Source organism: Geodermatophilus sp. FMUSA9-8, from assembly GCF_037034165.1.
GTDB lineage: Bacteria > Actinomycetota > Actinomycetes > Mycobacteriales > Geodermatophilaceae > Geodermatophilus > Geodermatophilus nigrescens.
The window spans coordinates 349,556-367,927 of record NZ_JBAGKE010000003.1 but is presented as its reverse complement, the minus strand read 5'-3'; the positions used below and the strand labels follow the sequence as shown (position 1 = coordinate 367,927).

The 18,372-nt window shown below is 70.4% G+C and carries 21 protein-coding genes and 1 pseudogene; 7 read left to right on the top strand and 15 right to left on the bottom strand.

The window, feature by feature from the left end; genetic code table 11:
• From WA616_RS08990 to WA616_RS08980, 3 genes are all read right to left on the bottom strand, one after another.
• A complete protein-coding gene (locus tag WA616_RS08990; RefSeq protein ID WP_336029037.1) occupies window positions 1–1,071 on the bottom strand; it encodes a MerR family transcriptional regulator in 1,071 nt (356 codons plus the stop codon).
• Window positions 1,072–1,124: 53 nt separating this feature from the next.
• Window positions 1,125–1,343, bottom strand: a complete 219-nt coding sequence (locus WA616_RS08985) for a hypothetical protein (RefSeq protein WP_336029036.1) — start codon at window positions 1,341–1,343, stop codon at window positions 1,125–1,127.
• Between the two features lie 130 nt (window positions 1,344–1,473).
• Window positions 1,474–2,445, bottom strand: a complete 972-nt coding sequence (locus tag WA616_RS08980) for a CPBP family intramembrane glutamic endopeptidase (protein ID WP_336029035.1) — start codon at window positions 2,443–2,445, stop codon at window positions 1,474–1,476.
• A gap of 202 nt (window positions 2,446–2,647) precedes the next feature.
• Between WA616_RS08980 and WA616_RS08975 the strand changes: the two genes are divergently transcribed.
• A complete protein-coding gene (locus tag WA616_RS08975) occupies window positions 2,648–2,905 on the top strand; it encodes a hypothetical protein (RefSeq protein WP_336029033.1) in 258 nt (85 codons plus the stop codon).
• 115 nt (window positions 2,906–3,020) lie between these two features.
• Here the strand turns inward: WA616_RS08975 and WA616_RS08970 are convergent, their stop codons facing one another.
• The 3 genes from WA616_RS08970 to WA616_RS08960 all read right to left on the bottom strand — a co-directional run bounded on the left by WA616_RS08970 (window position 3,021) and on the right by WA616_RS08960 (window position 5,758).
• Window positions 3,021–3,677 (bottom strand): response regulator transcription factor, encoded by a 657-nt coding sequence (locus WA616_RS08970; RefSeq protein ID WP_336029032.1) that lies wholly within the window; start codon window positions 3,675–3,677, stop codon window positions 3,021–3,023.
• The gene (locus WA616_RS08965; RefSeq protein ID WP_336029030.1) at window positions 3,665–4,969 is read right to left on the bottom strand and encodes a sensor histidine kinase; all 1,305 of its coding nucleotides are present in this window, start codon (window positions 4,967–4,969) and stop codon (window positions 3,665–3,667) included. The genes WA616_RS08970 and WA616_RS08965 overlap by 13 nt, the downstream gene beginning before the upstream one ends.
• Window positions 4,970–5,257: 288 nt before the next feature.
• Window positions 5,258–5,758, bottom strand: a complete 501-nt coding sequence (locus tag WA616_RS08960; protein WP_336029029.1) for a MarR family winged helix-turn-helix transcriptional regulator — start codon at window positions 5,756–5,758, stop codon at window positions 5,258–5,260.
• A 66-nt stretch (window positions 5,759–5,824) separates the two neighbouring features.
• On the opposite strand from WA616_RS08960, the gene WA616_RS08955 reads away from it, so the two are divergent.
• The gene (locus WA616_RS08955) at window positions 5,825–6,271 is read left to right on the top strand and encodes a Rid family hydrolase (protein ID WP_336029028.1); all 447 of its coding nucleotides are present in this window, start codon (window positions 5,825–5,827) and stop codon (window positions 6,269–6,271) included.
• Between the two features lie 152 nt (window positions 6,272–6,423).
• Here WA616_RS08955 and WA616_RS08950 read toward each other — a convergent pair whose 3' ends face one another.
• Entirely contained in the window at window positions 6,424–6,546 is a 123-nt protein-coding gene (locus tag WA616_RS08950) for a hypothetical protein (RefSeq protein ID WP_336029026.1), read from the bottom strand.
• On the opposite strand from WA616_RS08950, the gene WA616_RS08945 reads away from it, so the two are divergent.
• Window positions 6,535–6,903: a hypothetical protein gene (locus WA616_RS08945; protein ID WP_336029025.1), complete on the top strand. Its 369-nt coding sequence runs from the start codon at window positions 6,535–6,537 to the stop codon at window positions 6,901–6,903. The genes WA616_RS08950 and WA616_RS08945 overlap by 12 nt on opposite strands.
• A gap of 174 nt (window positions 6,904–7,077) precedes the next feature.
• Window positions 7,078–7,305, top strand: a complete 228-nt coding sequence (locus tag WA616_RS08940) for a hypothetical protein (RefSeq protein ID WP_336029023.1) — start codon at window positions 7,078–7,080, stop codon at window positions 7,303–7,305.
• 328 nt (window positions 7,306–7,633) lie between these two features.
• On the opposite strand, the gene WA616_RS08935 is transcribed toward WA616_RS08940, so the two are convergent.
• Together WA616_RS08935 and WA616_RS08930 are read right to left on the bottom strand one after the other, a co-directional pair.
• Entirely contained in the window at window positions 7,634–8,026 is a 393-nt protein-coding gene (locus WA616_RS08935; RefSeq protein ID WP_336029022.1) for a hypothetical protein, read from the bottom strand.
• An 802-nt stretch (window positions 8,027–8,828) separates the two neighbouring features.
• Window positions 8,829–9,668 (bottom strand): helix-turn-helix transcriptional regulator, encoded by an 840-nt coding sequence (locus WA616_RS08930; protein ID WP_336029021.1) that lies wholly within the window; start codon window positions 9,666–9,668, stop codon window positions 8,829–8,831.
• A 102-nt stretch (window positions 9,669–9,770) separates the two neighbouring features.
• On the opposite strand from WA616_RS08930, the gene WA616_RS08925 reads away from it, so the two are divergent.
• Window positions 9,771–10,463 (top strand): SDR family NAD(P)-dependent oxidoreductase, encoded by a 693-nt coding sequence (locus WA616_RS08925; protein ID WP_336029019.1) that lies wholly within the window; start codon window positions 9,771–9,773, stop codon window positions 10,461–10,463.
• A gap of 636 nt (window positions 10,464–11,099) precedes the next feature.
• Here WA616_RS08925 and WA616_RS08920 read toward each other — a convergent pair.
• Entirely contained in the window at window positions 11,100–11,678 is a 579-nt protein-coding gene (locus WA616_RS08920; RefSeq protein ID WP_336029018.1) for a TetR/AcrR family transcriptional regulator, read from the bottom strand.
• A 121-nt stretch (window positions 11,679–11,799) separates the two neighbouring features.
• Here WA616_RS08920 and WA616_RS08915 point away from each other — a divergent pair, with 121 nt between their 5' ends.
• Both WA616_RS08915 and WA616_RS08910 read left to right on the top strand, forming a co-directional pair.
• Entirely contained in the window at window positions 11,800–12,699 is a 900-nt protein-coding gene (locus WA616_RS08915) for an alpha/beta hydrolase family protein (protein WP_336029017.1), read from the top strand.
• Window positions 12,696–13,550, top strand: a complete 855-nt coding sequence (locus tag WA616_RS08910; RefSeq protein ID WP_336029016.1) for an LLM class flavin-dependent oxidoreductase — start codon at window positions 12,696–12,698, stop codon at window positions 13,548–13,550. The genes WA616_RS08915 and WA616_RS08910 overlap by 4 nt, the downstream gene beginning before the upstream one ends.
• 45 nt (window positions 13,551–13,595) lie before the next feature.
• On the opposite strand, the gene WA616_RS08905 is transcribed toward WA616_RS08910, so the two are convergent.
• From WA616_RS08905 to WA616_RS08885, 5 genes and pseudogenes are all read right to left on the bottom strand, one after another.
• The gene (locus WA616_RS08905) at window positions 13,596–14,612 is read right to left on the bottom strand and encodes a hypothetical protein (protein ID WP_336029288.1); all 1,017 of its coding nucleotides are present in this window, start codon (window positions 14,610–14,612) and stop codon (window positions 13,596–13,598) included.
• Window positions 14,613–14,685: 73 nt separating this feature from the next.
• Window positions 14,686–15,147, bottom strand: a pseudogene (locus WA616_RS08900) (RNA polymerase sigma factor); the annotation flags it as partial.
• A gap of 424 nt (window positions 15,148–15,571) precedes the next feature.
• Window positions 15,572–15,757, bottom strand: coding sequence for a hypothetical protein (locus WA616_RS08895; protein WP_336029014.1), 186 nt, complete (start codon window positions 15,755–15,757; stop codon window positions 15,572–15,574).
• Window positions 15,758–16,528: 771 nt separating this feature from the next.
• Window positions 16,529–17,380 (bottom strand): ABC transporter permease, encoded by an 852-nt coding sequence (locus WA616_RS08890; protein WP_336029013.1) that lies wholly within the window; start codon window positions 17,378–17,380, stop codon window positions 16,529–16,531.
• The gene (locus tag WA616_RS08885; protein ID WP_336029012.1) at window positions 17,377–18,360 is read right to left on the bottom strand and encodes an ABC transporter ATP-binding protein; all 984 of its coding nucleotides are present in this window, start codon (window positions 18,358–18,360) and stop codon (window positions 17,377–17,379) included. The genes WA616_RS08890 and WA616_RS08885 overlap by 4 nt, the downstream gene beginning before the upstream one ends.
• Window positions 18,361–18,372: the final 12 nt, after the last annotated feature.

The window sequence follows — 18,372 nt, the reverse complement described above, 5'->3', positions numbered from 1 at the left end:
CTACGAGCACCACCGCGCCCAGCAGGAGCAACCCCAGGCCGATGTTGGCGTCCGCACGGTCGGTGACGCTGCCGAGGACCCTCGCCAGTCCCGATCCCAGCGACGACAGCAGCAACCAGGCCGACGGGGCGAACGGCGATGGACGAGACGAGAGTGCGCACTCCGGCCCCCCTCTTCCGCCTGACCGTCGAATGGTTTCTGCCGGGGTGCCGTACAGGTGGGCGACGTGGTGTGCATCCTCAGGGCACCGGTTCGACCGGCAGCTGCAGCTCGACCTCCGCGCGCGCCGGGTCGTCGGGGGAGTGCGAGGTGGACCTGGCGGGCGGGTTCGTTGAGGCGGTATCGGTAGCCGTTGTCGTGTAGCCACCAGGCCAGGGTGCGGGCGTCGGCGTCGGCGTCCTCGACCGCGCCGGTCACCACCAGGCACGCGGCCTCTGCGACGGCGGGCAGCCGGGTCTCTGTGACGTCGGCCGGCAGGTCGGCGTCCTCGGCGACGACGACACCGGCGTGCACTTGGACCCGCCTACCGCCTAGCGGCCGCTGGTAGGAGGTGCGCGGACCGGTGGCCGCCACACCGGCGTCCGCCAGGTGCCGGTCGAGCCGGGCGAGGAGCCCGGGAACGAGTGTTCCGGCGTCGGCGAGGTCGGCGACCGCGGTCAGCTCGGCGAGGCGGACCGGCTCGAGAGTCCGGATCGTGAACGGGGGGTGGGCACGGTCGTGGGTGCTGGTCGCGCCGTCGGCCAGCGCCCGCAGCCGCGACTCGACGCTAACCAGCCGGGCGGTGTCGGCCGCGATCCGCGCGCGCAGCTCGTCGCGGCGCAGGGACAGCACGCCGGGCAGGTCGGAGGCGGCGACCTCGTCGTCCACGATCGCCCGCACCTGCCGCAGCGGGAAGCCGAGGGGGGACAGGGTCCTGATGCGGTTGAGCCGCGGCAGCTGGCCGGCCGTGTAGGACCGGTGCCCGGTGGACGGGTCGACGTCGTGCGGGGCCAGCAGGCCCAGCGCGTCGTAGTGCCGGAGCATGCGCACCGACACTCCGCCCTGACGTGCGAACTCCCCGATGCTCAGCATGGGCTCACGCTGGGTCCTGACACGGTGGGAGGGACAAGTAGGCCGGCGGCGGGTCACCGATCTGGGGCCGCGAGGGCGTCGACCGCCCGGACGGCGGGGACCATCGGGAGCAGGGTCCGCTGCCGGGTGAGCGTGACCGCCTCGGTGCGCTTGCCCTCGGCGAGCAGGGCGCGCACCTGCCCGGCGAGCGGCTCGGGCAGCACGACCACCACCTCGGGACTCACCGGCCCGGCCATTCGGTCGAGGAGACGCTTGAGGCCCGCCATCACCACGTCTGTTCTCCTGGTTCGCTGGTCGACACGCCGGGACGATAGCCCGATCCGGACCGCTCCCTGGTCGGGCAGACGGGAGTGGGCAGCACGGAGGCCTGGCCGCGCTGCCCACCACCGGTCCGCGCCCGGGTCAGGACGCCGGCGCCGCCTCGACCGGGTGCCCGCCGCGGGCCGGAGCCGGCAGCCCGAGGCGGCCGCGGGTGGCCAGCAGCAGGACGGCGGCCACGGCGGTGGAGGCCAGCAGCATGGTGAGGGCGGTGTCGAGGTGAAAGTCCAGGTGCGGGAACGCCACCGGCCACACCAGGGTGTAGGTGCTGTTGATGCTGGCGTGCAGCACCATGACCAGCGGCACGCTCTGCCCGCTGCGGTTGAACGCCCAGGTCATGATGATGCTCAGCGGCACGCACCCGGCGACGAACACCACCGGCAGCACCCAGCTCTGCTCCGGGTACCCGCCCCACTCGGCGATGAGGAACAGCGGCAGGTGCCAGCAGCCCCACAGCAGCCCCAGCACGGTGGTGCCCAGCACCGGGCCAAAGGAGGCCTGCAGGCGGGGCAGGGCGAAGTCGCGCCAGCCGGGCTCCTCGGCCAGGGACGTGGTGAGGATCTGCAGGACCAGCATCGGCAGGTACGCGGCCAAGACCACCGGGCTGATCGGCTGGGCGCCGGCCAGCGCCCCGGGCAGCGCGACCGTGCTCAGCAGCACCACTGCGGGCACAGTGACCAGCACCGCGGCGTACCGCCGCCAGCCGACCCGCCAGTGCGTCAACCGGTGCGCCCAGGCGCGCAGCCCGGCGCGGCCCTCGACCAGCGCGGTGACGACGAATGCGGCCGCCAGCGGGCCGAGGTAGGCACCGGGCAGCCCACCGAGCAGTTGCGTGGTGCCCAGCACCTCGGGGAAGCGCAGGTCGAGCACCCCCAGGCCGTGCACGGACAGCACGTAGGGGGCCCACGCGGCCCAGCTGAGCCCGAAAGCCAGGGCGAAAAAGCTCGCGGTCGGAAAGCGCCGCACCAGGCCGCGCACGCCGCTGTCGCCCGACCGGGCGCGCGGCGAGGGCGTGAGGGTGCGCTTGTGGGGGCTGAGGCCGGTCAGGGTGCTCACGGGGTCCTCCGGTGTCAGGTCGGTTCGTCGGAGCACCGAGGACACCAGCCGCAGAATGGGTGGGTCTCTCCCGTAGAGGCCCGAGAGCAGGTGGTGCAGGCACCACCGCCGTCTGTGCAGGTCGGGGGATCGGCGAGGCGGCGGGCCGTCCCTAACGTCGACGGAGACCGCAACCCACATCGACTCCCGGACGGAGCTCACCATGACCGAGCAGCAGACCATCACGACCCCCACCCACGTCCGCCCGGACGACGACCAGCGAGCACCGGGCGCCGCGGCGGGCCGGGTACTACGGACCGCGCTGTGGGTGGTGCTGGTCGTTGCTCTCGTGGGTAACATGGCTGCCTCCGTCGCCGGCGTCGCCTGGAGCGGGCACGTCGCCCTCGGCGGACTGACCGCCGCGTGCGTCGGTGCACTGGCCGTCTCCCACCTGCAAGCCCGTCGGGGCGCACGGCCGTGACGACGGCCTCTCCGGCGTGACCCCGTCGCCGAACAAGAGAGCCGCGGGTGAGCAGGTGCCGGCCCATGCCGGAACCCAGCTCACCCGCGGAGCTGTTTGGGCAGGCGGCTTGCGATCAGGTGCGGCGGGTGTCCTCAAGATGTCGCAGGACGGCGGCGACCCGCCGGTCGACGTCGTCGGTGGGGGGCAGGTCGAGTTTGGCGAAGATGCTGCGGATGTGCTTGTGGATGGCGCCGTCGGTGACGAACAGCCGCCCGGCGATGGCGGTGTTCCCGAGCCCCTCGGCCATCAGGGCGAGCACGTCGCGCTCGCGGGGGCTGAGCCGGTCGAGTCCGGCGTCGGGGCGGGTGCGGGTGAGCAGCTGGGCGACGACGTCGGGGTCGATGGCCGTGCCGCCGGCCGCCACGCGGTGCAGCGCGTCGAGGAACTCCTGCACGCGTCCGACCCGCTCCTTGAGCAGGTAACCCAGGCCGGCGGTGCCGGTGCTGAGCAGGTCGGCGGCGAAGGCCTGCTCGACGTAGGCCGACAGCACCAGCACGGCCAGCCCCGGACGGCGACGCCGGGCCTCGACGGCGGCCTGCACCCCCTCGTCGGTGTGGGTCGGGGGCATTCGCACGTCGACGATCGCCACGTCGGGAGAGTGCGTATCGACGGCGTCCAGTAGGCCGGAGCCGTCGCCGGCGGTGGCCGCGACGTCCAGCCCCTCGGCGCGCAGCAGCAGCGCCAGGCCCTCGCGCAGCAGCGCGTCGTCCTCGGCGATCACGATCCGCACGGCAGCTCCACCTCCACCACGGTGGGCCCCCCGAGCGGTGAGGTCACGGTCAGCGTGCCGTCGTGCGCCTCCACCCGGCGGCGAACCCCGGCGAGACCGGACCCTGCCGCGTCGTCGACGCCGTCGGCGCCCCCGCGCCCGTCGTCGACGATCCGCACGGACAGCCGCTCGCCGAGCCGGCGGACGGTGACCTCGACCCGGCCGGCCCGGGCGTGCTTGGCGGTGTTGGTCAGCGCCTCGGCGACGACGAAGTACGCCGTCGCCTCCACCGAGGCCACGCACCGGCCGTGGTCCAGCAGTGGGTCGAGGTCGAGGGAGCAGGGCACCGGGCAGGTGGCGGCCAGACCGGTGAGGGCCCCGGCCAGCCCCCGGTTGGCCAGTACCGGCGGCAGGATGCTGCGGGCGACCGCGCGCAGCTCCTCCAGCGCCTGCTCGTTCGCGCTGTGCGCCCGCTCGAGGAGCTCCCGGGCGGTGGCGGAGTCGTCGCGGTCCACCGCGCGGCGGGCCGCCCCGAGCAGCACGGTGGCGGCGACCAGGCGGTTCTGGGTGCCGTCGTGCAACGAGCGCTCGATGCGGCGCAGCTCGGCGGCGTGGGCGTCCAGCGCCGCGGCGCGGGTGGCGGTCAGCTGCGCCACCCGCAGCGACAGGTCCACCTCGGGGCCGGGCGGCAGCAGCCGCCGTCCCGGCGCCGCCTGCACCCGGGCCATCCCCGGACTCAGCCCGACCATGACCGCGACCCACCCCACGCCCAGCAGGACCGGCGCGATCACGTCGGACCAGCCGTCCGCGGTGCCCCAGCCCAGGGAGGTGCTCGTCGGGCCGTCGGGCAGCAACCACCAGTACAGCGGGAACAGCAGGTCGCGCGTGGCGAGGACCGGCAGCAGCGCACCGACCAGGCCCAGCAGCAGTCCTCCGGTCGCCTGCCAGCCCAGCCACCCCAGCTCCCGCCGGGTCGTCGCCTCGGCAACGGCCGCGCGCAACCCGTTCCGCGCCGGGCCAGGCAGCACGATCTCGGGGCCCTCCCGGCCGAGCCGGGCGCGCTCAAGGTCCGCCACCGCGCGGACCGCGCGCAGCGCGGCCGGCACCCCGAGGAGCCCGACGCCGAGGAGGCACAGCACGGAGGTGACCACGACCACCACCACGACCAGGACAGCCAGCAGCGCGGTGCCCAGACCACCGACGAGCCGGCGGACCGCCGCCAGTCCGCTCCCGGCAGCACGGAACACGACCCCCGCGGCGCCCGGCGCGTCAATCCGCCGGGCGGTGGGTGTCTCGCTCTGCTGGACCGACATCGTCACCTCCTCGGCGGCGACCCTAGGTCGCCGACCGGGCACCGTCAGCACACCGGGCCGAGGAGCGCGCTGCCTGCGCTGCCTGTACGGGCACGTCGCGGACGCATGCGACCGGCGTGGTCGCGCCGGTGGACCCCTGCCGTGGCGTTCCCGACGGTGACGGTCACGAGGCGCCTCCGCCGGCACCTACAGCGGTCACCGTCCGAGCGAACTAGGCCTCGGGTGACGATGAGCGGGTCCACTTCCAGTGGAGCACACGCTGACCAGCTTATTCCCTCACGGCTACTCCTACGCCAGATCCACGGGCCGCACCTGCAGCTTGGCGGCGATGCGGGCCAGCGCCTGTCGGTCGGTGGCAGTGAGCGGGTCGAGCACGAACTGCCGCACCGCGCACACGTGCGTGGGCGCGGCGGCAGCCACCACCTCGTAGCCGGTGTCGGTAAGGGCAGCGATGGTGTATCGCCCGTCGTCGGGGTCGGGCGAGCGCTGCACCCATCCCCGCTGTTCGAACCGCTTGACGACGTTGGACAAGCGCGAGAGGGAGCCGTTGGCCAGGTAGGCCAGTTCGCTCATCCGCAGGCGGCGCCCCGGGGCCTCCGAGATGTGGCTGAGGGTCAGGTAGTCGAAGAGGCTCAGGCCGGACTGGTGTTGCAACGGCGACTCCAGCCGCCCCGGCAACAACAGAATCAGCGAGACCAGGCCGGTCCAGGCCGCCTTCTCGTCCGCGGTCAGCCACAGCGTCCCCTCGGAGGCGTCTTCGCCAGGATCCGGAACTGCGGCGGTGGCCATTGGGGTCCTCCCTGTGAGACCTCGTCACTTCACGCGTGAAGCATGCGTGCTACTTTCACTTTACGCATGAAGTCAATCGAGAGGGTCACCATGAGCAAGCCAGAGTTCTTCGCCACCCCCGGATACGGCGAGACGCAACTAGCCGCCATGCACTACAACCAGGCGGTCCGCGTCGCCGACCGCGTCGAGACCTCGGGTCAGGGCGGCTGGGACGACGAATGGAACTTCCCGGAGGCCCTCGAAGACGAGATTGTCCAAGCGTTCGACAACGTGGAGCGAACTCTCGCCTTGGCCGGCGCCACCTGGCGTGACGTCATCGCCGTGGACTCCTACCACATCCCCGACTCCGCCGACTTCATCGGAGAGGTGCACAACCGCGTCATGGTGGAGCAGTTCCGCCAGCGGATGGGCGAGCGATCGCCGATCTGGACCGAGACCGGCGTTGCAGCCCTGGGTGCACTCAAGATGCGCGTCGAGATCCGCGTCACCGCCGTCGTCGAGCACGGCGACTGACCGACACACCGCCAGATCCCTCGCGCGTGTTACGGGGGAGCCGCACAGGCTTCAGCAGACGACTGCGGTACGAGCGGCGGCGGCCCAGTGAGGTGCGCCCACCCGGTGGGCCAGGGTGGCCGCCGCAGCCAGGTGCGAGATGGCGGCGTCCGTTAGCCGTCGGTGCAGGCGCCGGCCAGCGGCAGGTCTGCGTCGACGGCGGCGGCGTGCCGGTCGGCGGCGTCGAGGTCGGCCAGCGCGGCGCGGGCCTGCAGCGCGACCAGGTGGCCGACCACCTCGACCGGGAGCAGGCCGGGGGAGCCGACAGCCAGCTCGACCAGCTGCTCGCCGATCTGCGCACGCTCGCACGCCAGGCCAGCCTTGCCGAAGACTGCAGGAACCGGCCGTTGAGTGCCACGGCCAGCAGCCGCCGGTCGCCGAGCCGGCGGGCGATCTCCTCGGCCTCCCGTGCGGCGGCCCCGGCTTGCGGTCCGGGTTCGGCGCGCCGCTCCATGGCGATCGTGGCCAGCAGCCGGGCCCTTTCGGCGTCGTGCCCGGCCGGCAGCGCGGTCAGCGCCCGCTCGGCCGCGGCGACCAGGTGGGCGGAAAGGTCTTCGTCGTCATTGGTGGTCCACACCGCCGGGATGTCGTAGGCGCCGAGCACCCGCGCGGTGAGCACCGGGTCGCCGACCGTCCCGGCCCGTCGACCGCCGCGGCCTGGTGCTGGCGGGCCTGGTCGAGGCGTCCGCCGACGGCGAGCGTCCGTGCCAGGCCTGTGAGCAGGGGAGCCGGGTCCCGGCGTCGTCCTCGCTTGCTCGGTCGAGCGCGTGCAGCGTCGCCTGCCAGAGGCGGGCTGCCGCGGAGAACGCGGTGCGCTGCTCGGCCCGCTCGGCCGCAGCCCGGGCGACGAGGGCGACCTCGGCGGGGTCGGCGCGGCCCCCGGCGGCGACGAGGTGGTGGGGGAGCGTCTCGACGTCCCCCGGCCGGTGGGCGGCGAGCCACCGGCGGCGGCGGCGTGCCAGCGCGCCCGTCGCAGGGCCGGCACGTCGGCGTAGAGCGTCTCGTGCACCAGGGCAAAGGAGAAGCACAGGCGCCGTCCTCCTCGAGAAAGCCGGCGAGCAGCGGGCCTCGACCGCATCGAGCACCGCGTCCTCGTCACCGGCGATCGCGGTGAGCGGGTCGACGTCGGGCCGCTTGCGGAGGACGGCGGCCTGCCGGAGGAGCAGCTGCGTCGCCTGGGGCAGCTGGGCGAGGCGGAACCGGAGGAGGTCGCGGACACCGGGGGGCACGGCCGCCAGCGCGGCGGCTCCGCCGTCCTCCCACAGCCAGACGAGCGCGCGGACGAAGAACGGGTTGCCGGCAGTTCTACACCCAGGTCGTCGCCTACTGGCGACCCGGCGGGGCGGCGTAATCAGCGAGCGGTACGCGACCGCCATCTGGCCCGACGAGCCCGACGTCGTCGGCAAGACCAAGGTTCGCCAGTCCATCTCCGTGGTGCGAGCCTGGCTCGGCGCCGATCCGGCAACCGGCGCCGAGTACCTGTCCTCTGGGCTCATCGCCACCTCGGCCGTGCGGCACCGGGTCAACGGCATCCTCGTCGACGCCGAACTTTTCCGCCGCCTGCGCGTCCGCGGCTTCGCCCGCGGAGCCGACGGCATCGCCGACCTCGGTGCAGCGCTGAACCTGGTCACCGGTCGCCCCTTCCGCCTCCCAGCGCAACGGCGGGGCGCTGGCGGCTACAGCTTGCTGGTGGACGACAACGCTCGACTCGATCATGAGTACGCCGCGATGATCGTCGACGTGGCGCCGCCGGCGGCCGCCCGGTCGGCTTCAGCGCCGCTCGCTACGCCCGCCGCAACGTCGTCAAAAGCGGCTTCTGCCAGGTCAAACAGAGGCGCAGGTTGGCCACCCGCTACGACAAGCATTCCCGCAATTACGCCGGCGTTTCATCCTCGCCGCGCTATCGACTTGGCTTCCATGATCCGGCCGACACTTCCGAGGCGTCGATCCTCCAGGTCGCCCGCGATCTCGGGATCTCGGAGTCCTATCTGCAGCGCTGGCTGAGGATCGCCGACCGAGGCGATGGGCTGGCGCCACCCGTGGCCGGTGACCGCGGCAGCGGCGGGTCAAAGGAGGAGTCGGCTGGGGTTCGTGAGCTGCGCCGGCGGACAAGCGGCCTCGGCAGGAGAACGAGATCCTGCGCCGGGCGACGGCCTACTTCGCCCGTGACTGCTCCCAGAATGACGCCCGCTGGTCCAGGGCTCGCCGTCGAGAAAATCCCCGTCGCGGTGGCCTGTCAGGTGCTGGGCTTCTTCCCAGCAGGCGTTCTACAAGTGGCGCGCCAACCTGGTCAGCCAGCGCGACTGGGCATGCGGGCAGAACGACTCCTCTGCTCGAACCGATGCCGACCAGCCGCTGCAGGGCTGGTTGTCGTCGGTCTGCAGCAAGGAATCACCCGCCAGTGACTGTCCGTCCCCGACGGTGTCGACATGCACTAGGCCCGACAGGACGTCTCACCGACAGGTCTGCCGAAGCTGCTGTACAGGCCCCCACGCATCCCTGCCGGGCGTTTGAGACGTCAGGTTTGGTCGGCGAGCTGCTGCGTACCGAGAACTGCGAGCAGAGCCAACGCGTCAGCGTCCGGGCTGCCTGGTGCCGCGCTGTTAGTGACGATCCTCAGGTCGCTGCCGGAGACCGTTAGCACATCGCAGTCCAGGGTGACCGCGCCGACCTGCGGGTGCTCGACGGTCTTCCGAGCGGACTGGTGCCCACCGACAACACCGGACGCCCACAGCTGGGCGAAGGCGGTGCTGCGGTCACGCAGCCGCACGACGAGATCAGCCAGTGCCTCATCGGCAGGGTAGCGGCCGGTCGCCGCTCTCAAGTCGGCGACGAGGGAAGCCGCGAACCAGCCTTCTTGCTCCGGGGTGTGCTTCATGCGGGTCCCCGGGCCGACGAAGTGCGACCACGCGAGATTCCGCTCTCCCGCAGGACGTTCCGTGGGGTCGCCATGTAGAGCAGCGAACAGAGAATTCCAGGCCAGCAACTCCCACTTCGCGTCATAGACGGCTACCGGCATCTCATCCAGTCGGTCCAACAGCCGCTGGACCCCGGGGGGCAGATGCGCCCGGATGCGCCCGGAAGACGGCGGCCCCTGGCCGGCCACCCGGAACATGTGATCGCGCTCGTCGTCGGACAACCTCAGACTCCTGGCGAGCGCGCCGAGCACCTGCGCCGATGGCGCAGTGGCCCGGCCCTGTTCCAATCGAGTGAGGTAGTCCACCGACACGCCGGCGAGGAGAGCCAGCTCCTCGCGCCGCAGCCCTGGCGTCCGGCGCGGAGCATGCTCCGGCAATCCAACTGACTGCGGTGACACCCGATTCCGCCAGCTCCGCAACAGGTCACCCAGGTCGGTCACGGAACCAAGTGTGCCTCCCCCCGGCTGAGCCAGCCTGGTACTGCCAGACCCAGGAAGAAGGGACTACTGCCGGGGCTCGAGATGTCAGCGGACGGTGGAGACATGACCACAACACTGATCACCGGAGCCGCCAAGGGCCTCGGGATGGAGACCGCCATCCAGCTGGCCGCCGCAGGCCACACGGTCTACGTCGCCGCTCGGGATCTTGCCAGGGCGCGGGCCGTCGCCGCCGCGATCGGCGGTCGCCCCGTCCAGCTCGACGTCACCCGAGACGATTCGGTAGCCGCTGCCGCAGCGCAGGTCGCATCGGAGACCGACAGCCTCGATGTGCTGGTCAACAATGCCGGCATCTCGGTACCCACCCCAGCGGCTGAGGTGACCGCCACCGACTTGGAGCAGGTCTACGCCGTCAACGTCTTCGGGCCGGTCCGCGTGTTGCATGCGTTCCTGCCGCTGCTACGCGCGAGCGACGACCCGCTTGTGGTCAACGTGAGCAGCGGTCTCGGCTCGCTGCGTCGCACCACCGATCCCGAAGCCATGGAGTCGGGTTTCACCGTTCCGGCCTACAACTCCTCCAAGGCGGCACTGAACATGCTCACCTCTCAGTTGGCGGTGGCCATCCCCGACGTCCGGCAGATCGCCGTCACGCCCAGCTTCACTGCCACCGACCTCAACGGCCATCGAGGCACCGACGCCCCGGAGCATGGTGTGCGCGCCATCGTGCGAGCGGTCACAGGAGAGATGGCCGTGCCGACCGGCTCCTTCGCCGACTCCTCTGGATTGATCGCTTGGTGACCCGGGCCTTGCCCGGCCGCCCCGGTGCCTCATGCCCCTGATGGCCAGGCGGTGGTCAGCACGCGGAATGGGCTGAGTGGAGTTGTTCGATGCGGGGCCTGCGGGCGTGCTGCGTAGCGACGGCAGTCCTCACGGCCGTGGGCTGCGCTCTGCTGGCCCGGTCGCTGCCGGCATCGGGACACTCGGTGGTCCGGACGACGCGTTGCCCCAACCGCAGTCCGTCCCGGGCTCAGAGGCGAGGGGTGCACCCAGCGGCCGCCATGTCTTGCTGCTGCCCTTGCTGGCGACCTCACCCACCGGTGCACTTCGGCCAGCCTAGCTTGTGGTCAAGCGCAATCGGCCGACTGCGGCTGGCCGCATGGGGCGCGGCGACGACGGGCCCAACCCGATCACGGTCTCCGCCTCTTGGGCTGCACACGGGTCATAGCCGTGGTCGCCTCGTCGGCACATTCACAAGAACGGCAGGATCGGAGCTAGCCGACGCAGGCCGGGCGCGAGGCCGGCCGGAGAGGTTCGCGAGGCAGCGCCTTGCGGGACCGCATCGTCATCGCGGCATCCAGGCGAAGCGATATTGACGGGTCGCTGGCGACGGCTTGGTATCTGCGACCCCAAAGCTCATCGAGCAGTCCTCGGGGATCACCCACGGCGAAGGCCCGCCAACAGATGGGTGACCAGCAGGCGGGCGTCGTAGCGCGGGTCGTCGTCGCCGATGCAGAGATTGCCCACGCCGTACATGAGCTGCAGCGCGTTCATCCTGGTGTCAACCTCCCCGGACGCGATCGCGGCGTCGAGCAGCAGCGCACACGCGGGTACGAGCCGATCGATGAAATAGGCATGCAGCGTCTCGAAGCCAGCCGCGTCGGAGTGCATCGCTGCCGCGAGGCCGTGCTTCGTCACCAGGAAGTCGACGAACAGATCGATCCACCGCACCATCGCGGCGTACGGCGTCTCCTCCTCGGCCAGCAAGATCTCACCGGCAGCCGCACAGGCCTCCACCTGGTGGCGATAGACAGCGACGATCAGGTCCGTCCGGGTGGGGAAGTGGCGGTAGATCGTGCCCACCCCGACGCCGGCCTCTGTCGCGATGTCCCGTACCGGCGCCTCCACGCCGGCCCGAACGAACACCGCCGCCGCTGCGTCGAGCAGTACGCCGTTGTTCCGTACGGCGTCAGCCCGCCTGCGCGGTACCTCGTTTCCGGCCGCGACGTCGGTCACGTGCCCTCCCTCGACAGTGCCTTGTAAGCGGATCAATGTTCCGGTACGGTAGAGGAGCACGGTTCCGCTTAGGTCATCATGTCAGACCCGGAGCGCACCTCTCCCCGAAAGGCGCCTGTCCATGAGCAGCACAACCTCTCCCATCATCTCCGTGCGACCCGTTATCATCCCCGCTCCGGACCGCGGCGTTGACCTGCAGGTCAGTGTCTCGGCGCCGACAACTGGCGTCGACCTGCCAGTTGTCGTCTTCGCGCACGGCTTCGGTCACTCGATGAACGACTACGCCCCGCTGGCCGACGCCTGGGCGAGCTCGGGGTTCGTGGTCATCCAGCCCACGCTCCTCGACTCGCACACCCTCGGCCTCACGCCCGCCGACCCCCGCTACCCTGAGATCTGGCGCATACGGGTCGAAGACGTCACCCGCGTTGTGGACTCCCTGGACCTCATCGAGGCCGCCGTTCCCGGTCTCGCCGGACGCGTCAGCCGCAGCCGCATCGCCGCAGCCGGCCACTCCTGGGGAGGCCAGACCGTGGGCATGCTGCTGGGCGCTCGAGTGCTCGACGCCGACGGCATCCCGGGTGACAACGTTCGCGACCCCCGGATCACTGCCGGGGTCCTCCTGGCCACCACTGGCACCGGTGAGGACCTGACGCCGTTCGCGGCAGAGAACTTCGCCTTTATGCGCCCGGACTTCACCGGGCTGACCACCTCGACCTTGGTGGTGGCCGGTGACGCCGACCAATCGATGTTGTCCACCCGGGGGCCGGACTGGTTCACCGACGTCTACAGGCTCAGTCCGGGCGCCACGGATCTGCTCACCGTGGCAGGTGGTGAGCACTCGCTCGGTGGAATCACTGGCTACGGAGTCACCGCGACGACGGATGAGAATCCTGAGCGGGTCGCCCTCATCCAACGGGTCACCACTGCATGGCTGCGCACCGCCCTCAAGCTCGATGACGCTGCTTGGCCCACAGTCCGCGCAGCCGACGCCGCGCCGGTCGGTCGGACCGTGTCCAAGTGAACCCGAGCTTCGGGATCATGACCGTTCCGATGCAGGTCGAGTACGCCGACCTGCTCAGCGTGTGGCGCGAGGCCGACGGCATCGCAGAGCTCGAGCACGCGTGGCTGTTCGACCACCTGATGCCGATCAGCGGCAACCCGAAGGGACCGGCGTTCGAAGGGTGGACCTTGCTGTCGGCCTTGGCCGCGCACACCGAGCGGCTGCACCTGGGCCTGCTGGTGACGAGCAACCGCTTCCGGCCACCGGCCATGCTGGCCAAGATCGCTGCGACCGTGGACGTCGTCTCGAATGGGCGACTGCAGTTCGGCATCGGCGTCGGCTCCCGCCCGGAGCCGGCGGCCCACCGCGAGTACGCGGCGCACGGACTGCCCTTTGCTGATCCTGCCGACGCCGTCGCGAGCCTCGCCGAGTCGCTCACCGTCATCCGAAGGTTGTGGACCGAGGACGAGCCGTTCGACTTCCCGGGTATCCATGTGCAGCTCACCGGGGGGTTCTGCAACCCCAAGCCGGTGCGTCGTCCGCCGGTCCTGGTCGGTGGACGGGCTCGGGCGACGCTGCGCGTGGTCGCCGAGCACGCCGACATCTGGAACTACCCGGGCGACGATCTCGCCGACGCCGTTGCCAGGGGTGCCATGCTGGACGCGCTCTGCGCCGACATTGGCCGTGATCCGGCCACGATCGCCCGCTCGCTAGTGCTACCGGCCTCCTACGACGATCCCGGCAGTACCAGAGATGCAATGCAGCGAGCCATCGATGCTGGCTTCGCGCACATCGTCTTCATGCTGCCGGCCCCCTACCCGGTGAGCGTGGCCAGCTGGCTGGCAGAAGAGGTCATCCTCAAGGCGACCTGACGTGTCAACCCGATGCCAGCGCTGCTCGTCCGGATGCAAGCGCTTTTATTCTAGGTCGTAAGCCTCATAGCTGATCACCGCGTACGGCTTGACGTCGTACTCCCCGGGGTCGTCGAGAAAGGACAGTTCCATGGACAGTACGGCGCCCGTGAACGGGCTCAGAACAATCGTCCGCCTCGTCGCGGCAGCTCCCTCGCCGTTGGTGGCGTCCATCCTGTAGGCCACTCCAGGCCGGCCGAGACGGTCGGTCACGGCGCCCAGTGCGGTCAAGCTGGGCTGCTGAGCGAGCCAACTCGCTATTGCTGCGCTTTCTGCTGGCCCTGGCGTCCAGTTGGTCAAGACCTGCTCGAGTGCTGCCGTCATGGCCACTGCGTCGTTCGAGGGAGCGGTAGCTGCGGCGGCGGACAGGTATGCGGTCAGCGCTTCCGAGTCGGTCGGCGGCGGGGCGTTCGGAATGGCATTGGCTGCCACATCGGCCGCCTGGAGGACCGTCACTTCAGCGTCGTTAAGGGCTGTGCGTCCCGGGTGCAGCCGGACCTGCTGGGGGAGAGTGGGGTCGGCGGGCACTCGCGTCACTGTCAAGCCACCATCCGCGGTGGGAACGGCCAGTTGCTCGTCAGGTAGGACGATGGCGGGGGTGCCTTCCCCTGCAATTCCGAAGCTCAGGAACCACGTGCCCAGGTGCCCGCCCAGGACGGCCGAGGGCCGTCCACCGGCGGCCCGCTGCGCTGCGATGGTCGCGAGATCGGTTAGGGCTGGCACCGGCGCGCTCGGGTCGACGACAAGCGGAGCGGGTGCCGCAACGGGCTGAACCACCACGGGGGCCGGAGATGCTGTGGTCTGCGTCGGGTAACTGGCCACGAGCACCATCGCCGCGAGGATGCCGGCCGCTCCAGTCGCGCTCGCGGTCGCCCAAACCCTTCGGCCTGTTAGCGAGGGATGCTGACCGCTTAGGAGAAGCCTTCGCAACTGCCATTCCGCGGCCTCGTCGAGTGGCTGCTGGGGCCAACGGCTCGCTGGCGCTGGATCGGCAGCGGCGAGCAGGTTCAGGTCGTCGTTCACAGGGAGCACTCTTGGCGTGGACGTGGGCGGAACGTGAGGTCGAGGGCGGAGCGAGAGCCGTTAGGGCCTCGCGGAGGCGCGCCCGAGCCCGATGCAGGCGCATGGACGCGGCCGACCGGGAACACCGCAGGACGACAGCAATCTCAGCGGAACTCAGCCCTTCCCACGCAGCGAGAGCGAGCACCTCGCGGTCTGACGGGGACAAGCGTTCCAGCGCGTCGAGGACCAGGGGGCGGTCGCTGTGCAATGGCTCGGTGAGTGACTCGCCTGCACCGGAGATCAGTCGGCTGGTCAACCGCTGGCGGCGTTGCGAGCTGCGATGCTCGTTGGCCAGCACGCGTCGGGCGACGCCGTACAGCCAAGGCAAGGGGTCCAACGGCACTACCGACCGGCGGCGCCAGGCCGTGGTGAAGACATCCGCCGCGACGTCCCGCACTTCGAGATCGTCGGAAGGGCCGAGTCTCCGCGCGATGTACCTGCAGACGGCCGCGTGATGGGCCCGATACAGGTCGGCGAAAACGGCGTCAATACTCATCACCCCGTATGTGTCCAGCACCGCCGCTCATGCCACACCGGGCAGAGGCTGGGTTCTGCAGCCGATGACGCGGCCGACCATCGAGCAACACGGAAGCAATCGGGGAGGCTGGCCGCTCCGGTGCTCGACCGTAGCCCCGGGCCGACTGGCAACACTCCCCAACTGGCTCGCCACAGGTCGCCCACGGCCGCCAGCGCTCCTCGGTCGCGGCCGAGGGCGACAGTCCGGCCGTAACCGTTCTTCCCATTGAGGGGGCACGTCGCAGGTGCCCGTGAGGTCATCACGGTCCCGTGCGATGTGCCGATGTCACCGCGTCGTGCTGGCGGTCTGCTCCGACGACCGCAACCAACTGATTGCGCTCGTCGGGATCCGCGCCCCCGAACCCGCCGGTACTGTCCGACGGAGCACGCCCGAACTGTGGGCCCTACTCGTCGGGTCGGCGGCGGGACCACCAGCGGTACACGAGTGTCACGATCGCGGCGAGTGAGACGGCGGCGACGGATTGCATGAGTTCATCGTCGACAAGCTCGCCGAGCAGGGCGGAGAGGCCGCTAGGTCCCGCAGCGTCGGGGACGTAGATCAGCAGGTCACCCGGCGAGGACAAAACCATGGCTTCACGTTAGGAGCTACACCGCCCGGACGAACACTCGGCCGGCCACCGTCGCAACCTTGGAGCGCGTCGCCGTCGACTCAACGTGAGCGCTGGGACCCTGGAGTCAGCGATAAGGCCGCCCGAGCGCTTTCAGTGCCATGTCCAGCGCGCCGATGCCATACGGAGGGGACACGAGTGCAACAACGACGATAGAGAGTGCAACAACGACGCGAGAGCTTGCCTAGCAGGAGTGGTCGTGGGCTCGTCACCAGGTCTTGCCTGGTTGGCCTTGGCGATGAGAGCACGCTGGGGAGATAGTTTCTCTGGCGGCCATCGTGTCGAACACTTTTCGACTAGTGATACCCGACGTCATCGGCGACAAGCTTCTTGGAAAGGTGGAGTGCGCTCACTGGCACCCTGAGTGCGGATGCCAGTGAGCAGACCTCGGTGGTGAATGACTCGTGTTCAGCTCCAGCCGCCGAGCTTGATCACGGCTGCGGCGAGCAGGACGGTGGGCGCGGCCCACCACAGGCTTCGTTCGGTGCGAGTGGTCGTCGGGGATACTCCTTTGGCAGGTTCAGCCGGTACAGGTCGACCCTGCAAGCGCTTTCTCGCGGGTGACCGTGACAGCGTCGTAGCCCTACTGCCAGGCGAGGAACATCGTCACGTCGAGCGCGGCGATGGGCACCAGCGATGACCAGCGCAACAATCGAGAGCTCCCGCGGTGTACCTCCTTCCGAGAGGATCTCGGCGTGCGGTGGGAGACCGGACTGCTTTGTCGCGCGTTGATCATGCATCGCGGCGTGTCAGGCGGATGATCGCCGCAACGAGGGCGATGCCGATCCATCCCACGAGCACGGCTGATCCGACAGTCGGGCTCAGTGCGTCCGCACCTGAGTCGCTGACGGCCAGGGACTGGCCGGCCAAGCTGGGGAGATACGGCGCGATGGTTCGGCCGAACGCACCTAACAGTGTCTGCGTCAACACGGGAGCGACGAGCAGCAGACCTGTCAGCACCGCAATACCGGCGGCGGTGTTGCGCAGCAGCCAGCCCATGGCGCTGCCGAGCAGGCCGATGAGGGTCAGGTAGACGGCGGTGCCGAACACCACCCGTACCGCACCGGGATCAGTCAGGGAGTGCCCGTCGGCGCCCAGGACCACCTGCGCGCCGAGGAATGTAGCCAGCGAGGCGGTGGTCATGGTGGCCAGGACGAGGCCAGCCAGAACGACCGCCTTGGCGAGCGGTACCGGCCAGCGGCGGGGGACGACGGCCAACGTGGAGCGAATCATGCCGGTGCCGTATTCAGCGGATACGAAGAGCACGCCGAGCACGCCGATCAGCAGCTCGGCCAGCAGGTAGCCCTGCAAAGTGCCGGACAGTGCGGCGTCCTCGGCTTCCAGCGCTCCTCCGGTGCGCGTGTTGATCGCGACGACGGCTCCGAAGATCAACATCCCGGCAACAGCGGCAGCGAGAATCGACCAGGTGGAGTGCAGCGATCGCAACTTGATCCACTCGGAGTGGACGACGCGCGGCAGCGTGACGACGCGAGCGTCGGCACTCATTGGTCGTGAACCAGTCGACGGCGGGATCTCCGCAGCGGTTGCGGTGCCGGCGGGCGTCACGTGGCTGGTGATGCTCATGCTGCGACTCCAGTTCGGAAGGCGACCTGCGAGGGGCCGGTGGGCACGGGGGGAGGGGTCTGTTCAGGGCTCGGCGAGCCGCCGCCGCGGTACTCGACGGCTTCGTCGGTGAGGTTCATGTAGGCCTGTTCCAACGGCACCGGGACGGGGGTGAGCTCGAGCAGGGTGATCCCGGCGGCGGACGCCCGCATGCCGATCTCGTCACAGGTCAGGCCTTGGACCTGAAGGTCGTCCGGCCGGGAGGTCGTCACGGTGACGTCGGGACCGACGAGCACGTCACTCAGAGCGCCGGTCTGCGGGCTGCGGACCCGCACGGTGCCGGGACCCGCCTGGGCGATGAACTCGGTGAGCGGCATGTCGCGGAGCAGTCGGCCCTGACCGATGACGATCAGGTGGTCGGCCGTCAGTGCGAGCTCGCTCATCAGGTGCGAGGACAGGAAGACCGTGCGGCCTTCGGCGGCCAGGCTGCGCAGCAGGTTTCGGATCCAGCGGATGCCGTCCGGGTCCAGGCCGTTGACCGGCTCGTCGAGCATGAGTGTCTGCGGGTCGCCCAGCAGGGCTGAGGCGATTCCGAGCCGCTGGCCCATGCCGAGGGAGAACGAGCCGGCTCGCCGTGAGGCGACGTCGTGGAGACCCACCAGGTCGATGATTTCCGCGACCCGGCGTCGGCCGATTCCGTGTGTGGCGGCGAGCGCCCGCAGGTGACTGGTCGCGGAACGCCCGGTGTGCACGGCGCGCGCTTCAAGGAGGGCGCCGATCTCGTGCAGTGGCGCCGGATGGTCGGTGTAGCGGCGGCCGTTGACCGTGACGCTGCCCGAGGTCGGGGCGTCCAGGCCCAGGATCATCCGCATGGTGGTGGATTTGCCGGCGCCATTGGGCCCGAGGAAGCCGGTCACGATGCCGGGTTGCACGGTGAAGCTCAGATCTGCAACGGCGGTTCTAGGCCCGTAGGACTTGGTCAGTGCGCGTGCCTCGATCACATCGATCAGCTC

Bases quoted from the DNA above. Each gene is read 5' to 3' on its own strand.
- WA616_RS08990 (WP_336029037.1), bottom strand. From the start codon at position 1,071: ATGCTGAGCATCGGGGAGTTCGCACGTCAGGGCGGAGTGTCGGTGCGC.
- WA616_RS08975 (WP_336029033.1), top strand. From the start codon at position 2,648: ATGACCGAGCAGCAGACCATCACGACCCCCACCCACGTCCGCCCGGAC.
- WA616_RS08965 (WP_336029030.1), bottom strand. From the start codon at position 4,969: ATGTCGGTCCAGCAGAGCGAGACACCCACCGCCCGGCGGATTGACGCG.
- WA616_RS08960 (WP_336029029.1), bottom strand. From the start codon at position 5,758: ATGGCCACCGCCGCAGTTCCGGATCCTGGCGAAGACGCCTCCGAGGGG.
- WA616_RS08955 (WP_336029028.1), top strand. From the start codon at position 5,825: ATGAAGTCAATCGAGAGGGTCACCATGAGCAAGCCAGAGTTCTTCGCC.
- WA616_RS08935 (WP_336029022.1), bottom strand. From the start codon at position 8,026: ATGATCGAGTCGAGCGTTGTCGTCCACCAGCAAGCTGTAGCCGCCAGC.
- WA616_RS08925 (WP_336029019.1), top strand. From the start codon at position 9,771: ATGACCACAACACTGATCACCGGAGCCGCCAAGGGCCTCGGGATGGAG.
- WA616_RS08915 (WP_336029017.1), top strand. From the start codon at position 11,800: ATGAGCAGCACAACCTCTCCCATCATCTCCGTGCGACCCGTTATCATC.
- WA616_RS08895 (WP_336029014.1), bottom strand. From the start codon at position 15,757: ATGGTTTTGTCCTCGCCGGGTGACCTGCTGATCTACGTCCCCGACGCT.
- WA616_RS08890 (WP_336029013.1), bottom strand. From the start codon at position 17,380: ATGAGCATCACCAGCCACGTGACGCCCGCCGGCACCGCAACCGCTGCG.